The 15,240-nt window shown below is 60.5% G+C and carries 16 protein-coding genes; 5 read left to right on the forward strand and 11 right to left on the reverse strand.

The window, feature by feature from the left end:
• Positions 1–704 (reverse strand): D-alanyl-D-alanine carboxypeptidase family protein (locus WBF74_RS06770; protein WP_424437118.1); only part of this gene is annotated, 704 nt, incomplete at its 3' end.
• 396 nt (positions 705–1,100) lie between these two features.
• Here WBF74_RS06770 and clpS point away from each other — a divergent pair.
• From clpS to WBF74_RS06785, 3 genes are all read left to right on the forward strand, one after another.
• Positions 1,101–1,436: an ATP-dependent Clp protease adapter ClpS gene (gene clpS / locus WBF74_RS06775; RefSeq protein ID WP_424437121.1), complete on the forward strand. Its 336-nt coding sequence runs from the start codon at positions 1,101–1,103 to the stop codon at positions 1,434–1,436.
• 51 nt (positions 1,437–1,487) lie between these two features.
• Complete coding sequence (clpA, locus tag WBF74_RS06780) at positions 1,488–3,878, forward strand: ATP-dependent Clp protease ATP-binding subunit ClpA (protein WP_424437124.1); 2,391 nt, start codon at positions 1,488–1,490, stop codon at positions 3,876–3,878.
• 108 nt (positions 3,879–3,986) lie between these two features.
• A complete protein-coding gene (locus WBF74_RS06785) occupies positions 3,987–4,352 on the forward strand; it encodes a VOC family protein (protein ID WP_424437127.1) in 366 nt (121 codons plus the stop codon).
• A gap of 56 nt (positions 4,353–4,408) precedes the next feature.
• On the opposite strand, the gene WBF74_RS06790 is transcribed toward WBF74_RS06785, so the two are convergent.
• Genes WBF74_RS06790 through WBF74_RS06810 form a run of 5 tightly spaced genes read right to left on the reverse strand, consistent with a single transcriptional unit; the run spans position 4,409 to position 8,401 of the window.
• Positions 4,409–4,633: a hypothetical protein gene (locus tag WBF74_RS06790; RefSeq protein WP_424437130.1), complete on the reverse strand. Its 225-nt coding sequence runs from the start codon at positions 4,631–4,633 to the stop codon at positions 4,409–4,411.
• Positions 4,634–4,640: 7 nt separating this feature from the next.
• Positions 4,641–6,248 carry a hypothetical protein gene (locus WBF74_RS06795; protein WP_424437133.1) on the reverse strand — a complete coding sequence of 536 codons (1,608 nt, stop codon included), beginning with the start codon at positions 6,246–6,248 and terminating at the stop codon, positions 4,641–4,643.
• A 38-nt stretch (positions 6,249–6,286) separates the two neighbouring features.
• Positions 6,287–6,715 carry an HIT family protein gene (locus WBF74_RS06800; protein ID WP_424437163.1) on the reverse strand — a complete coding sequence of 143 codons (429 nt, stop codon included), beginning with the start codon at positions 6,713–6,715 and terminating at the stop codon, positions 6,287–6,289.
• Positions 6,708–7,907, reverse strand: coding sequence for a GNAT family N-acetyltransferase (locus WBF74_RS06805; RefSeq protein WP_424437136.1), 1,200 nt, complete (start codon positions 7,905–7,907; stop codon positions 6,708–6,710). The genes WBF74_RS06800 and WBF74_RS06805 overlap by 8 nt, the downstream gene beginning before the upstream one ends.
• 26 nt (positions 7,908–7,933) lie before the next feature.
• Positions 7,934–8,401, reverse strand: a complete 468-nt coding sequence (locus WBF74_RS06810) for a RidA family protein (RefSeq protein ID WP_424437139.1) — start codon at positions 8,399–8,401, stop codon at positions 7,934–7,936.
• Between the two features lie 105 nt (positions 8,402–8,506).
• Between WBF74_RS06810 and WBF74_RS06815 the strand changes: the two genes are divergently transcribed.
• Positions 8,507–9,547 (forward strand): agmatine deiminase family protein, encoded by a 1,041-nt coding sequence (locus WBF74_RS06815; RefSeq protein WP_424437142.1) that lies wholly within the window; start codon positions 8,507–8,509, stop codon positions 9,545–9,547.
• On the opposite strand, the gene WBF74_RS06820 is transcribed toward WBF74_RS06815, so the two are convergent.
• Together WBF74_RS06820 and WBF74_RS06825 are read right to left on the reverse strand one after the other, a co-directional pair.
• Positions 9,548–10,276: a GGDEF domain-containing protein gene (locus WBF74_RS06820; protein WP_424437145.1), complete on the reverse strand. Its 729-nt coding sequence runs from the start codon at positions 10,274–10,276 to the stop codon at positions 9,548–9,550. It abuts the gene before it with no gap.
• 162 nt (positions 10,277–10,438) lie between these two features.
• A complete protein-coding gene (locus WBF74_RS06825; protein ID WP_424437148.1) occupies positions 10,439–11,404 on the reverse strand; it encodes a 2-hydroxyacid dehydrogenase in 966 nt (321 codons plus the stop codon).
• A gap of 73 nt (positions 11,405–11,477) precedes the next feature.
• Between WBF74_RS06825 and WBF74_RS06830 the strand changes: the two genes are divergently transcribed.
• Positions 11,478–12,302: an EipB family protein gene (locus WBF74_RS06830; RefSeq protein ID WP_424437151.1), complete on the forward strand. Its 825-nt coding sequence runs from the start codon at positions 11,478–11,480 to the stop codon at positions 12,300–12,302.
• 6 nt (positions 12,303–12,308) lie between these two features.
• Here WBF74_RS06830 and WBF74_RS06835 read toward each other — a convergent pair whose 3' ends face one another.
• The 3 genes from WBF74_RS06835 to WBF74_RS06845 all read right to left on the reverse strand — a co-directional run.
• Entirely contained in the window at positions 12,309–13,577 is a 1,269-nt protein-coding gene (locus tag WBF74_RS06835) for a DNA polymerase IV (protein ID WP_424437154.1), read from the reverse strand.
• A complete protein-coding gene (locus WBF74_RS06840) occupies positions 13,574–14,482 on the reverse strand; it encodes an ROK family protein (protein ID WP_424437157.1) in 909 nt (302 codons plus the stop codon). Before WBF74_RS06840 ends, WBF74_RS06835 begins: the two co-directional genes overlap by 4 nt.
• Positions 14,483–14,546: 64 nt before the next feature.
• On the reverse strand, positions 14,547–15,240 hold a 694-nt coding region (locus WBF74_RS06845), incomplete at its 5' end, for a hypothetical protein (protein WP_424437160.1).

A 15,240-nucleotide genomic window follows, 5' to 3' on the forward strand; every position in this document is an offset into this window, starting at 1 on the left:
GTCTTGAGGCCCGTCGTGCCTTCATAGCGTCCGAGAAGCCTGTTGTGGTTATGGATGCGCGCCTTCCGCCACTCGAAATGCTCGGTGCTGAAATAGGCGTAATATTGCGGGAAATCTTCCTTGATGCGCTTTGCAAGCGTTGCCTGATCCCGCGCCGTGGTGCGCTGGTCCTTGTCGGGCAGGCCGGAGGCGTTCTTGTAGGTTGTCTTGCTCATGCCAAGCGCGCGGGCCTTCTTCGTCATTTGCACGGCGAAGGCATCTTCGGTGCCGGCGATGAAGGCGCCGGTGGCGGAGGCCACGTCATTGGCGGAACGGGTGATGAGGGCGAGGATCGCTTCCTCGACGGTGAGCGTTTCACCGGCGCGCAGGCCGAGCTTGGAGGGCGGCATGCCCGCGCCTTTCGCCGTCATCTTGATGCGCGACTTGAGGGTGATCTCCCCTTTATCCAGCTTCTCGAAGAGGAGATAGAGGGTCATCACCTTGGTCAGCGAAGCGGGGTAGCGATATTCGTCGGCATTGCGGGAATAGAGGACCTTGCCCGTATGGGCGTCCATGACCAGCGCGGCGGATTTGGCGGAGGCTGCAGCAGGGGCGGGAAGGGCGAAAGCGAAGATCGCAAGGCACATGGCCAGCGCGGCGCCCAAAGCACCCCGCCTGAGAGGGAAGGAAGTGCGCGCAAAACTCGTGAGCGCAGGTTCCTGCATACGCCTTTACCCCTTCTGCCAGCGCGCCCTGCCGATGCGCGCGACCCCGAAACTTATCCCCAAATCACTGTAGTCAAAGAACCACAGCTTGCGAAGACCCTCGGGGCCGGAAATGGCGAAAAAACTCAAGTATCCCCGGCATTTGGACACGATTTGGAGGATAACGGCCAGAGTATTACCAAAATATTAACATGGTTAACGAATGCTAAACCTTGCAGGCGTGGCAAGGGCGGCCCAACTCGCATGGGGGAGGCTGTTTCCGAAGTCGCCACCGGCTCGCCCCAGAGCGGGCGAATCCGGCTAGAATGCTGACGGTCTTTGAATTTTGATAGGGTTACCTATCTATAGTCAGCAGCCGGGTCACCGGCTGGCAGTAAGAAGCGAGCAGGAACGGGGATGTCGGACGAAAGGCGGCGCGGTGATGACGAGGACGGCGGAGTGGGTACCGGCGTCATCACGAAGACGAAGCCGAAAACCAAGAAACCCTCCCTCTACAAGGTTCTGCTCCTGAATGACGACTACACGCCGATGGAGTTCGTCATTCACATTCTGGAGCGGTTCTTCAACAAGGGGCGGGAGGAAGCGACTGTAATCATGCTCCATGTGCATCAGCATGGTGTGGGTGTGTGCGGCCTCTATACCTATGAGGTGGCAGAAACCAAGGTGACGCAGGTCATGGATTTCGCGCGGCAGCACCAGCATCCGCTGCAATGTACGATGGAAAGAGAGTAGTTGCGCGTTCAAGCTGTATAGTGGTCAAGCAGCAGAAGGGAAGGTTCGCACGTGCCGACGTTTTCACGCAGTCTCGAAGAGGGCCTTCACCGCGCATTGGCGCTCGCCAATGAGCGCCATCACGAATATGCGACGTTGGAACATCTGCTTCTCGCGCTGATGGACGACCAGGACGCCGCAGCCGTGATGCGGGCCTGTAATGTCGATATGGATCTGCTTCGCCAGCAGCTCGTCAATTACATCGACAATGAGCTTTCCAGCCTTGTCGTGGACAATGGTGAGGATTCCAAGCCCACAGCCGGTTTCCAGCGCGTGATCCAGCGCGCGGTCATTCACGTCCAGTCTTCCGGCCGGGAAGAGGTGACGGGCGCCAATGTGCTCGTTGCCATGTTTGCCGAGCGGGAGAGCCATGCCGCCTATTTCCTGCAAGAGCAGGACATGACGCGCTATGACGCCGTGAATTACATCAGCCACGGCATCGCCAAGCGTAGTGACATGAGCGAGACGCGGCCTGTGCGCGGTGTGCATGAAGAAGCAGAGACGGGCGGCACCAGCGAGCGCGGCACCAAGGGCCGCACAACCGAGGCGCTCGACAATTACTGCGTGAACCTCAACGAGAAGGCAAAGCAGGGCAAGATTGATCCGCTGATCGGCCGCGAGCGTGAGGTTGAGCGCACGATCCAGATCCTTTGCCGCCGTTCCAAGAACAACCCGCTCTTTGTGGGCGATCCCGGCGTTGGCAAGACGGCCATTGCCGAGGGGCTTGCGCTGCGCATCGTGAAGGGCGAGGTGCCGGAAGTTCTGAAGGATGCGACGATCTTCTCCCTCGATATGGGCACGCTGCTCGCCGGCACGCGCTATCGCGGCGATTTTGAAGAGCGCATCAAGGCGGTCATCAAGGAGATCGAGGCCTATCCGGGCGCGGTCATGTTCATTGACGAAATTCACACCGTTATCGGCGCTGGCGCGACCAGCGGCGGTGCGATGGATGCGTCGAACCTGCTGAAGCCCGCGCTTGCCAGCGGCTCGATCCGCTGCATCGGCTCGACGACCTACAAGGAATATCGCCAGCATTTCGAGAAAGACCGCGCCCTTGTGCGGCGCTTCCAGAAGATTGATGTGGCGGAGCCTTCCGTTCCCGACACGATCAAGATTCTGAAGGGGCTGAAGCCCTATTTCGAGGACTTCCACAAGGTTCGCTACACCAATGATGCGGTGAAGGCGGCGGTGGAGCTGTCGTCGAAATACATGCATGACCGCAAGCTTCCCGACAAGGCGATTGACGTGATCGACGAAGCGGGCGCATCGCAGATGCTGCTGCCGGAATCCCGCCGCAAGAAGACGATCGGTGTCGGCGAGATCGAGGCTGTCATCTCGACCATGGCGCGTATCCCGCCGAAGTCGGTGTCGAAGAGCGACACGGAGAAGCTGAAGGATCTTGATACCGAGCTGAAGCGTGTGGTGTTCGGGCAGGATGCGGCGATCGATGCGCTTGCGGCCTCGATCAAGCTTGCGCGGGCGGGCCTGCGCGAAGCGGAGAAGCCCATCGGCTGCTATCTCTTCTCCGGTCCCACCGGCGTCGGCAAGACCGAAGTTGCGCGCCAGCTTGCCTCCATTCTCGGCGTCGAGATGCTGCGTTTCGACATGTCGGAATATATGGAGCGGCACACGGTGTCGCGTCTGATCGGCGCGCCGCCCGGCTATGTCGGTTTCGATCAGGGTGGCTTGCTGACGGATGGTGTGGACCAGCATCCGCATTGTGTGCTGCTTCTCGACGAAATCGAGAAGGCGCATCCGGACCTCTTCAACATCCTTCTGCAGGTCATGGACCACGGTAAGCTGACCGACCATAACGGCAAGAAGATCGACTTCCGCAATGTCGTGCTCATCATGACGACGAATGCGGGTGCTGCCGATATGGCGAAGCCCACCATCGGCTTCGCGCAGAAGAAGCGTGTCGGTGATGACGAAGATGCCATCAAGCGGCTCTTCACGCCGGAGTTCCGTAACCGGCTTGATGCGGTGATCCCCTTCGGCCATCTGCCGCAGGAAGTTATCGCGCAGGTCGTCGAGAAGTTCGTGCTGCAGCTTGAGGCACAGCTTGCCGACCGGAATGTCACCATCGAGCTTACGCCGGATGCGAACAAGTGGCTCACCGAGCGCGGCTATGATGAACAGATGGGCGCGCGGCCGCTTGCCCGTGTCATCCAGGAGAACATCAAGAAGCCGCTTGCAGATGAGGTTCTCTTCGGGCGTCTGCTGAAGGGTGGGCATGTGGTGGTGAAGGTCGAGGACGACGCGCTTGTCTTCGACATCGAACCGGCGCAGCCTCGCAGCCCGAGCGGCGGCAACCGGAAGCCCGGTACGCGCAAGCCGAAGGATGGCTCCGGTGGCGGAGCAGGCGGTGGCTCTGTTCCAAAGGTTCCGCTTCTGGTGGAATGAGTTTGAAGCCTGCTACGGCAGGCGAGACGAGACAGTGGACGGTCATCTGGCAGGAATGCGATGGCCGTCCTTTTCTGTGCAACCAAAGAAAAGACAAGGGAGTGGCTGATGATTGGTTATGTGATGGTCGGGACGAATGATCTCGACCGGGCTGTGAAGTTCTATGACGAGCTTCTTGGCGTGATTGGCGCGAAGCGCGCCATGGCGGATCCGGGCCGGTTTCAGGGCTATAGCAATGGCGGCCCCATGCTGGCCGTGACAAAGCCCTATGACGGTCAGCCTGCGACTGCCGGCAATGGCACGATGGTCGCGCTGGCGGTTGGTTCGCGGGAGAATGTGGACAAGGTTCACGCGAAGGCGCTGAGCCTTGGTGGCAAGGATGAAGGTGCGCCGGGCCTGCGCGGCGACAGCTTCTATGGCGCTTATTTCCGCGACCTTGATGGCAACAAGTTCGTTGCCTTCCATATGGGCTGACGCGCCTGACGAAAAAGGAAAAGGCCGCTATCTCGAAAGAGGAGCGGCCTTTTTTATCATCGAATGTTGGCGAGGGGCTCTGTTTCCGCCACCCGTACGCAGATGAACCTGCGATATCCGTCCTTGTACTCCGCTTCTGCTTCCGCGTTGAGCTCTGTAGTGAGCGCCCTCGCGAGAGCTGCCTTGCAGCTGTCTTCGGTTTTGAAGAGGCCGATATCGGTCACGGCAAATGCTTCTGCGCCCGAGAGAAGCCCGACAAAGACGGCAACGATACTCCACATATACTTTTTATCCTTTTTTCAGTCGGTAAATGCGCACGTCGATATCTGACGAGAAATAGATATCGCCGTTTGCTGCAACGGCCACGCCGGTTGGAATGAAGAGGGATGGCACGGATTCAGGCGCATCGAACCCGATGGGAAGATCGCCCCTGATGATGGTCTTTTTGCCTGTTTCCGGATTGATCGTCGAAATTTGCTTCGCGCCGACTTCGGCAATCACGATGCTGCCATCGGGGGCGATGTCGAAACCTTCCGGTGCGCTGAGGCCTTCCGCCACGATGCTGCGCTCGCCATTCTCAATGTTGATCCGGGTCAGGCGTCCGCCAAGATGCTCGCTGACATACAGCCCGCCCTTACCATCAAGCTTGAGCATGGCCGGGCCTGCAAGCCCGGTGGCGAGGTCAGTGCGCTTCGACCAGTCATCACCATCGACAAGCACGATTGCACCGCGCGCATATTCGGAAATGGCGATGCGGCCATCTTCGAGCAGCACGGCATCGGCAGGCACTGTGAAACCGTGATGCAGGCCGAGCGATTGTTCGGATGCCTTGTCGAATGTCTGCACCGCACCAGAGGTGAGGCCTGCAACCGCAATGCGGTCGCCGCTCGCCGAAATGCTGAGCGGGTAATCGATGGGTGAGGACCAGACGCGGGCAAGCTCCGACACTTCGTTGCTTGCGAGGTCAAGTTTCCGGATGGCGAAGAGATCAGCGATATAGAGCGTATCCCCGGAGATTTCGATGTCGCCTGCAATGGCGAGAGGACCGGAGACAATTGTTTCGGCGGCACCCGTTCCCGTGTCGATGGCGATGATGGCATTGTCCGCCATGTTGGTGATGTAGAGATTGTCCTCTGCATCAAAAGCGAGATTGTCGATGGCAGGCAGCACTTCGGCGAGCAGCGTCTTTTCGCCTGTCTCGATGTCCACGCGATAGACATGGCCCGTTTCCGTGTCCACGGCATGAAGCTCATGCTTCGAGTTGAAGTTCACGGCCGCCGGGGTGGCGAAGCCTTCCGCGATGACTTCGAGCGTTGCCGCATCCACATCGACGCGGGCGATCTGTTTCTTGAACCAGAGCGGTCCATAGAGCTTGCCATCCGGGTCGAAGTCGAAGCCGTTGAGTCCACCCATCCCTTCCATGATCTTGCGGGGCGGGTTTGCGCCTGTGGGATCAAGTTCATAAAGCGCATCACCAAGGAAAACCTGTGTGGCGAAGAGGCGACCATCTTCTCGCCAGGCAAGTGAGTTAAGGCCGGGCAGGCCTTCCGCAAGTGTCAGCAGCGTGCCGTCGGGCTTGCGGGCATAGACCTTGCCGTCGAGAAAGGCTGTCCACGCAAGCGTACCATCCGGCCCTTCCTCAATGTCGTCAGCCATGCCTTCGGGGGATGGCTCGAAGATGCTTGTGTCTCCGGTCTTGCGGTCCACCTCATAGATCGCGCGACCGATCACGCTGCCCGCGAGAAGGCGTCCTTCGCTGGTAATGGTGAGGCCATGAATCCCGTGAAACGGGGAAGGGCCGGTCACTGCTTCCAGTTCATAGGTCGGCTCTCCCTCCGAACAGCCAGCCGCAAGCGCGAGCAGCACGGCGGCTGCGCCATATTTGAGACTGCGCATCTTTTCCTCCCCCTTGAGTGCCCCGCCTTGCGAGGCTGTTAGCCGAGCGCTTTCTTGATCATTTCTGCGTGGCGCTTCAGTTCCTCGAAATCTGCCAGCTCGCGCGCATGCAGCTTCATATCGATTCCCTCGGAACGGGGAATGATATGGGTGTGAATGTGAAAGACCGTCTGGCCCGCCGGCGCGCCATTCAACTGCGCGATCATGATACCCGGTGCGGCAAAGGCTTGCTTCACGGCGGCGGCAACCTTTTTCACGGTCTTTGCCATCGCGCCTGCATATTCCGGATCGAGATCGAAAATATTCTCTGCAGGGAACTTCGGAATGACGAGCGTGTGTCCTTCTGCCTGCGGCATCACATCCATGAAGGCGAGCGTCATATCATCTTCATAGACGGCGAAGCAGGGCGCTTCCTTGCGGAGAATTTTTGCGAAGATGTTGTTCTGGTCGTAGGCCACGTCAGAAATCGTCCTCCTGGTAGTCGGTTGCAGCAATATCGTGCCGGAAGGGGGCGTATTCGCCAAGTACCGCGATGTCATGATCGACATGCTGGCGCTCGCGGGAAAGATAGTCGGCCACCGCCTCGCGGAAGGAAGCGTTTGCGATCCAGTGGGCGCTATAGGTGCGGGAGGGGAGATAGCCGCGCGCGAGCTTGTGCTCGCCCTGCGCGCCCGCCTCCACACGGGCAAGGCCGCGCTCGATCGCAAAGTCGATGGCCTGATAGTAGCAGCATTCAAAATGCAGGAAGGGGTGATGCTCTACCGCGCCCCAGTTGCGTCCGTAAAGCGCATCGCTGCCGATGAAGTTCAGCGCACCGGCGATATAGCGCCCGTTGCGCCGGGCCATGACGAGAAGCGTATCATTCGCCATGCGCTCGCCGATCAGGCTGAAAAATTCGCGGGTAAGATAGGGCGTGCCCCATTTGCGTGCGCCCGTATCCATGTAGAAGGCGTAGAAGGAATCCCAATGATCTTCTGTGAGATCGCTGCCGGTTACCCATTCGATCTCGATGCCGTTTTCCAGTGCCTTCTCGCGCTCCTTGCGGATCATCTTGCGCTTGCGTGAGGAAAGCTCGCCAAGGAAATCTGTAAAGGAAGCATAGTCGCGATTGTGCCAGTGAAATTGCTGGTTGGTCCGCTGCAGGAAACCGATCTCCGTGAGCCTTGTCCATTGCCGTTCGGGTAGAAAGGTGATGTGGAGAGAGGAAACGCCAAGCCGCTTGCCAAGCTCGACGGCCCCCGCCGCCAGCATGTCTTCTGCCGCTTCGCGCCCCGGCCCTGCAGGGGTGAGCAGGCGCCGCCCCGTTGCAGGTGTGAAGGGTACGGAGCATTGCAGTTTCGGATAGTAGCGGCCGCCTGCATTTTCATAGGCGTTTGCCCAGCCGTGATCGAAGACATATTCGCCGCGGCTATGGCTCTTCAGATAGAGCGGCATACAGCCTGCGAGATTGCCTTCGCCATCTTCGAGAATCAGGTGATGCGGCAGCCAGCCCGTACGCCGAGTGGCTGAGCCGCTTTCTTCCAGCGCGCTCAGAAAAGCATGCGAGATGAAAGGATTATACGGCTCGCCCGGCGGATTTGCACAAGCATCCCAGAGGGCAGGATCAACCGACAGAAGATCGTCGGTAATCTTGACTATGGCTGCTTCGCGATCACCCACGGAAGCCTCCCGACAAAGCTGCTGCCTCAGACAATTTCGAAGATTGCTTCGATTTCCACAGTCATCTGGAAGGGAAGCGCGGGCGCGGCTACAGCCGAACGCGCGTGGCGGCCTGCATCGCCGAAGATTTCGACGAGAAGATCAGACGCGCCATTGATAACGGCGGGCTGCTGGTCGAAATCAGGGGTGGAGTTCACGAAGCCCAGCAGCTTCACGCAGCGCTTCACGCGGTCAAGATCGCCGCCACAGGCCGCCTTGATCTGGGCGAGCACGTTCAGAATGGTGAGGCGCGCCGCCGCGCGGCCAGCTTCGATGTCATGGTCCTTGCCAAGCTTGCCCTGATATTCGAGGCCTTTGGGGCCGACCGGTCCCTGACCCGAAATAAAGACCAGATTTCCCGTCACGACATAGGGGACATAGGTGCCGGCCGGAGCAGAGGGGGCGGGCAGTTCGATACCGAGTTCTTTCAGCCTTGCTTCGATTTTTCCGGTCATCTTCCATTTCTCCCTGTAGCACTGTTGCCGAGCCTGTCCTGAAGGTTATACCTATCGTCTGACCTTTCGTCATTCCATGACAATGAAACTTTGGAGAAGCTGCCCATGCCTGTAGCGCGGACCCCCGCTGATGACGGCTTTTTCATGCCCGCCGAGTGGGAGCCGCATGAACGCTGCTGGATGCAGTGGCCATGCCGGGGCGAGGTATGGGGTGAGCAATTGCCGCAAGCGCGCGCGGCCTATGCGCGGGTGGCGCGCAGCATTGCGGAGTTCGAGCCTGTCTCCATGATCTGCCGTCCCGGAGAAGAAGCCGAGGCACGACTTGCCTGCGGGCGGGGGGTGGAGATCGTGCCGCTTCCCATTGATGACAGCTGGGCGCGCGATACCGGTCCCATCTTCGTGATCGATGGCAAGGGCCAGGTCGCGGGTACGCATTGGGGTTTCAATGGTTGGGGCAATGCCTATCACGGCTATGAAAATGATGCGAAGCTCGGCGGGCGGCTTCTCGACCATCTGGGGATGCGCAAATATCGCGGCGAACAGGTGCTGGAAGGCGGCTCCATTTCGGTGGATGGCTTCGGCACGCTTCTCACCACGGAAGAATGTCTTCTCAATGACAATCGCAATCCCGAACTGACGCGTCAGCAGATCGAAGAAAACCTCGCGCTGATGCTTGGCGTCTCGCGCATCATCTGGCTTGATTTCGGTCTTGAGGATGATGAGACGAGCGGGCATGTGGACATGATCGCCTCATTTGCTGGCGAGGGCCGCGTGCTGCTGCACATGCCGGATGACAAAAGCGATCCGAACCATGCGCGGATGCAGGACAACAAGGCGCGGCTTCAGGCGGCGCGGGATGCGCGCGGCAAGTCGCTTGAGGTGATCGAGATTCCGCAGCCCCAGCGCCAGATGCGGCGGCCTGACGGGCGGCGACTTTGCACTTCCTATGTGAATGCCTATATCGCCAATGGCGGCGTCATCATGCCGGGCTATGATGACCCGAATGATGAGCGGGCGGCGGCGATCATGGCGGAGGCTTTCCCGGGGCGGAAGGTCGTGACGGTGCCCGCCCTCGACATCGCCTATGGCGGCGGCTCGATCCACTGCATCACGCAGCAACAGCCAAAGGGTACCCCTGCGACCTGATCAGCCGTTCGTGGTGAGGCGGGCAGCGCGGCCGCCATGCTTCTTGTCGGCATACATGGCTCGGTCTGCCTGCTCGATCAGGCTCTCTGCCTTCGTGTCGCCCTTATAGGCGGCGAGGCCGAGGCTCGCGCTGATTGCGATTTTCTTCGACTTGCAGGTGATCGCGAGCTTCGAGATGCCGCGCACCAGCTCTTTCGCGCGTTCGCGGGCGGGCTTGAGACTGGCGCGCACGAAAAGGATTGCGAATTCGTCGCCGCCAAGGCGCGCCGCATAGTCGGTGGTGCGGATATTCTTCTTCAGGTAGGCGCCCACAGCGCGCAGCACTGCATCGCCCGTCATATGGCCATATTGGTCATTGATGGTCTTGAAGCCGTTGAGATCGATATAGGCGAGAAGGCCGGTCTCGTCATAGCGTGCGGCGCTGGAGAGGTTGCGGCGGATCACATCATCAAAGCCGCGTCGGTTCAGAAGGCCAGTCAGTTCATCCGTCTGCGTCAGCATTTCAAGCTGACGGATGCGCGCATTGAGGTCGAGGATGCGGGCCTCCGCTTCATTCGCATAGGCGAGTGCTTCGCGGGCGAGGTGGTGGGTTGCAGGGCCATGGGCGACGAGACGCAGGTTCTCGCGGAAACGCTCTGTTTGCGGATCCTGCATCAGCACCGTATCCGGCATGGCTCCGGTAACGGTGGTATTCGTTATCATTTCGAGCGTGCGCCTGGGATAAGCCATTGCCCTCTTCGCGCCTATGCGCGACCCCTCTTGAAGCGTGTCAGCAGGCGCAGGGGGTGCAAAGCCGGGGCCAGAGCAAAGATGGCAGAAATCCAAGCTGTTGGCCTGTGTCGTGCCAATAGGTGCCCGGCAATTTTTGCCGGATTCGGCAAGAGATGCCTTCTAGGCCGTGACCAGATCGCGGGGGGTGCTGCCCGCAAAAAACGCATCAAGATTGTCGAGCGCGCGGAAGCCCATGGCGTTGCGCGTTTCCAGCGTGGCGCTGCCGAGATGCGGCAGGAGGAAAGCGTTGGGGAGGGGCAGGTAGCCGGGATGAAAGTTCGGCTCATTGTTGAACACGTCCAGCCCCGCCGCGCCAATACGGCCTGATGCGAGCGCCTCTATAAGCGCGTCGTCATCCACAATATCACCGCGCGCCGTGTTCACGATGATCGCGCCTTCGGGAAGCAGCGCGATGGTGCGGCGGTTGATGAGGCCGCGTGTTTCGGGTGTTGAGGCACAATGGATGGAGAGGACATCGGAGACGCGGAAAAGATCGTCCGCGCTTTCGTGGTAGATCGCGCCTTCTTCCAGTTCTTCGGGCAGGCGCTTCCGGCTGTGATAATGGATCGCCATGCCGAAGGCGCGGGCGCGCTTTGCGGTGGCGCGGCCAATGCGGCCGAGACCCAGAATGCCGAGGCGCTTGCCTGTCAATTCCGTGCCGAGCATGCCGGTGGGTGCCCAGTTTTTCCATTTGCCGCCGCGCAGCGCCGCAATGGATGAAGTGGCGTTTCGTGCTGCACCGAGCATCAGAAGCATGGCGATTTCGGCGGTCGCATCCGTCAGCACATCTGGTGTGTTGGTGACGATAATGCCGCGCGCTTTCGCGGCGGCGACATCGATATGGTCATAGCCGACCGAGAAGGTCGCGATGATCCGCACGCTTTCCGGCAGCGCGCGGATCAGATCGGCATTGACGCGGTCCGTCACCGTGACGAGGAGGCCATCCTTGCCTTCCGCGCCTTTGAGAATCTCATCGGCAGCAGGCAGCCCGTCGTTTGTGTTGAAAATGGCCTCGTAATCGCGGGCCGCGCGGGCCTCTACGGCGGGGGGCAGTTTGCGGGTCACGAAGAGGCGGGGGCGGTGCATTTTGCGTTCCGGCTATTGATCTCACCTTCCGGTTTAGCGGATGGTGTAACTTCTGGAAAGGGTGGCAAGGCGCATGGAAGGTGGTGTTCGGGTGCGGCAACACGGCTTCGGATGGCTGGCGGCGGTCGGCATTTCTCTTTCGCTTTGCATGCCCGCGGCGGCGGAGCCGCTGCCCATCCAGATGCACCGGGCCGTCTATGAGCTTTCGCTTGGCCGCACGGAGATGGCGAGCGACATAAACGGGCTTGACGGGCGCATGGTGGTGGAGTGGCAGGGCGGGCCTGCCTGCGGTGGTTACACCATGATGCAGCGCATGGTGATGCGCTTTGGCGGGGAAGGGGGCGGCGTGACCAGCGACAGCCGCCTCAGCACCTTCGAGACGGAAGCAAGCGACGAGTTCAGCTACACGCTGACGGAGTATCTGGGGGGTGAACTGACCAGCCGTGAAGGCGGCATCGCGCGCCGGGGCAAGGATGGCCGCGTCACCCTCGAACGGGAAGGCGAGGAAGTGGTTACGCTCCACCCGGAAACGCTTTTCCCCATTGCTTCCATGCGTGCCTGGATCGAGTCGATGCGGCGGGGCGATCGTATTTTTGAGCAGATCTATTTCGACGGGACGGAAGAGAAAGAAAAGCGCGTCAGTGTGTTCGTTACCGGGCCCGGTACGTCCCCGACCGCTTCGGGCGTGAAGGGCGGCGAGCTGCTGGAAGAGCTTGCGGGGTGGAACACCCATGCAAGCTATTTCGATCTCGACAATACGGAAGGGCTGCCCGATTTCGAAATGAGCTTCACGCTCTTTGCCAATGGCGTCTCGTCCGACCTTCGGCTGAATTATACGGAACTCGAGATCAAGGCACGGCTCAGCGAGATCACTTTCTTTTCTGAGGGTCCGTGCTGAGGCGTGCTATTTCCGTAAGCCCCGTCCCTTGCTGATGGAAAGATCGCCGAACTTCTCGCGGAGCCTGTCCATCGCGCGCTCGGCTGCCGCGCGGCGGGTGGCGTCGGGGTCGAGCATGTCGGGTGGATCGGCAATGTCGCCATCGGTAAGGCCCGATATGCCGACGCCGAGCAGGCGGAAGCTCGTGCGCTCCTTCGCCTCGCGGGCGAGCATGGGCGACGCGGTGCGGTAGATCACTTCGGCAAGCTGTGTCGGATCGGGCAGGGTCTGGCTTCTGGTGCGCGTCTTGAAATCCGCTGTCTTGAGTTTCAGCACGACGGTCTGGCCGGAAAGGCCGGCGGCCTTGGCACGGCGCGACACCTTCTCGCAGAGCGGCCAGAGAATGGCATCAAGCTCCGCCGCGTTTGAAATGTCGCGCATAAAGGTTGTTTCCGCCGAGATGCTTTTCGTCTCATGCATCGGCTCGACATGGCGGCTGTCCTGTCCGCGCGCGAGGTGATAGAGGCGGCGGCCCATGCTGCCATAGCGCGCCATGAGGTCGTTCTCTTCCATCTGCTGCAATTGCGCGATGCGCGTGATGCCGTCCCGCGCAAGCTTTGCTTCCAGCGCCTTGCCGACGCCCCAGATGGACGAGACGGGGCGGGCCGCAAGACAGGAAAGCGTCTCCTCCCGACCGATCACGGCAAAGCCGCGCGGCTTGTCGAGGTCGGAGGCGAATTTTGCGAGAAACTTGTTATGGCTAAGGCCGATGGAAACAGTGATGCCGATTTCATCTTCGATGCGCTTCGAAAGTCGCGCCATGCTTGAAGCGGCACTTGCGTGGTGCAGCCGCTCCGTGCCGGTGAGATCGAGAAAGGCTTCATCGATGGAGACGGGTTCCACCAGCGGCGTCAGATCGCGCATCAGCTTGCGAACCTCACGCGCCACGGCGGCATATTTCTCCATGTCCGGTTTCACCACTACCGCTTCCGGGCAGGCAGCAAGCGCCTTGAACATGGGCATGGCGGAGCGCACGCCGCGTATGCGCGCAATGTAGCAGCAGGTGGAGACGACGCCGCGCTGGCCGCCGCCCACGATCAGCGGCTTGTCGCGCAGTTCAGGGTTGTCACGCTTTTCGATCGCTGCGTAGAAGGCATCGCAATCGAGATGGGCGATGGTGAGTGTGTGCAGTTCCTTGTGGAAGATGACGCGCGGGCGCTTGCAGGAAGGGCATCGCTCTGCACCTTCCGGTGTCGGCTCAAAGCAATCCCGGCAAAGGCCCTGCGCCATGCTCATGGATTATTGTCCGCCGACCACAGCCACGCGGCACCACGCACACCGCTTGAATCGCCATGCTGATGGCGGGCAAGGCGCGTTGCCACTGTGTCGGAGAAAATGTACGCGCCCCAGCGTGCGGGCACTTCGTCATAAAGCGCGTCGATATTCGACATGCCGCCGCCCAGCACGATGACATGGGGATCAAGAATATTGATGATATGGGCAAGCGCGCGGGCTAGGCGGTCGGCATAGCGCCGCAATGCGAAGCGGGCGGGCCGATTGCCGGCCTGCGCCGCAGCAACAATGCCTTCCGGTGAGAGGGCTTCTCGCGTGTCGAGCATGTAGTCGGCCGCAAAGCCCGGCCCGGACAGCCAGCTTTCAATGCAGCCCTTCTTGCCGCAATAACAATCCGGCCCCGGCATCTCATCCGGCAGGACGAAGGGCAGGGAATTGTGTCCCCATTCGCCTGCAATGGCGTTGGGGCCGGATAGCAGCCTGCCATTCACCACGATGCCACCGCCGACGCCTGTACCCAGAATGACGCCGAAGACAGAGGGCGCGCCTGCACCGGCGCCGTCTGTTGCTTCGGACAGGGCAAAGCAGTCTGCATCATTCGCAAGCCGCACGGGGCGAGCTAGTGCTGCTTCAATGTCTGCGTGAAAGGGCTGGCCGTTCAGCCATGTGCTGTTCGCGTTTTTTACAAGTCCCGTGGCGGGTGAAATCGCGCCGGGCATGCCGATGCCGACACTGCCTTGCGTTCCCGCTTCCGCCTCAAGCGACGCGACGAGATCGCGGATTGCTGTAATGGTCGCCGCATAGTCATTGCGGGGCGACGGCACGCGTTTGCGCGCGCGTTCCGTGCCGTCCGGGCCAAGCGCGATGCCTTCGATTTTAGTGCCGCCGAGATCTATGCCGATCCGCATGAGAGATTCCCTTTTTGCGCGGAGAATAGCATGGCCGCAGCGGGAAAGCGGAAGGCAGCGCGGTTCAGAAACCGTCTGCTTTCAGAACGCCGTCGATAAAGGCATGGGCCTCGGGCCAGAGCGTCGTGTGGAAATGGCTTTCTCTCGCCGGGCCGAGCAATTTCGCAAGGCGGGCATCCGCTATGAAATGGATGAGATGCGCGGGCGCATGTGCCTTTGCGACCGAGGACAGATTGTGCGGAATGTCATCAAGAAAGATGACGGGGGCCTCCACGCGCTCGGCAAGGCGGCGAACAGCGCCGCCCTTCAGCCCTGTATTCGCGATAACGGGGAAGGGAATGTCCTGCTGGGCGAGGCACGCCTCGCGCTCGGCCTTTGCTTCAAGCGGCACATTGGTGAGGACGACAATCTGCGCCCGCTCCGACAAGGCTGCGAGCGCTTCTGCCGCGCCCGGCACAGCGATGAGAGTCCGGGTCGAGGAGGCGAAAAACGCTTCGAGCAGTTTCGGCATTTCGGCTGGGGGAACGGGTTCGTTCGTGCCGCGCCGCTTGATGTTGCCGGTCAGCGCAAAGCTTTGAAGGTCGAGCCAGAGATCCTGCGTTTCGAGGTAACGCTCAAGCCCCGAGACGAACTGGAGCAGCACCTCATCCGCATCGGAAATGATGAGCGGGCGGCCCCGTTCAAGTTCCAGCGCCTCAATCTGCGGGATGACCCTTTCATCAATGGCGAGGGGGTCGGGGGCGGGCTTCCGGTCGGCG

Source organism: Parvibaculum sp., from assembly GCF_049672805.1.
Taxonomy (GTDB): Bacteria; Pseudomonadota; Alphaproteobacteria; order Parvibaculales; family Parvibaculaceae; genus Parvibaculum.

Excerpts from the sequence above, each read along its gene's own strand:
- clpS (WP_424437121.1), top strand. The coding sequence starts at position 1,101 with ATGTCGGACGAAAGGCGGCGCGGTGATGACGAGGACGGCGGAGTGGGT.
- WBF74_RS06785 (WP_424437127.1), top strand. The coding sequence starts at position 3,987 with ATGATTGGTTATGTGATGGTCGGGACGAATGATCTCGACCGGGCTGTG.
- WBF74_RS06790 (WP_424437130.1), bottom strand. The coding sequence starts at position 4,633 with ATGTGGAGTATCGTTGCCGTCTTTGTCGGGCTTCTCTCGGGCGCAGAA.
- WBF74_RS06795 (WP_424437133.1), bottom strand. The coding sequence starts at position 6,248 with ATGCGCAGTCTCAAATATGGCGCAGCCGCCGTGCTGCTCGCGCTTGCG.
- WBF74_RS06810 (WP_424437139.1), bottom strand. The coding sequence starts at position 8,401 with ATGACCGGAAAAATCGAAGCAAGGCTGAAAGAACTCGGTATCGAACTG.
- WBF74_RS06815 (WP_424437142.1), top strand. The coding sequence starts at position 8,507 with ATGCCTGTAGCGCGGACCCCCGCTGATGACGGCTTTTTCATGCCCGCC.
- WBF74_RS06820 (WP_424437145.1), bottom strand. The coding sequence starts at position 10,276 with ATGGCTTATCCCAGGCGCACGCTCGAAATGATAACGAATACCACCGTT.
- WBF74_RS06825 (WP_424437148.1), bottom strand. The coding sequence starts at position 11,404 with ATGCACCGCCCCCGCCTCTTCGTGACCCGCAAACTGCCCCCCGCCGTA.
- WBF74_RS06830 (WP_424437151.1), top strand. The coding sequence starts at position 11,478 with ATGGAAGGTGGTGTTCGGGTGCGGCAACACGGCTTCGGATGGCTGGCG.
- WBF74_RS06835 (WP_424437154.1), bottom strand. The coding sequence starts at position 13,577 with ATGAGCATGGCGCAGGGCCTTTGCCGGGATTGCTTTGAGCCGACACCG.
- WBF74_RS06840 (WP_424437157.1), bottom strand. The coding sequence starts at position 14,482 with ATGCGGATCGGCATAGATCTCGGCGGCACTAAAATCGAAGGCATCGCG.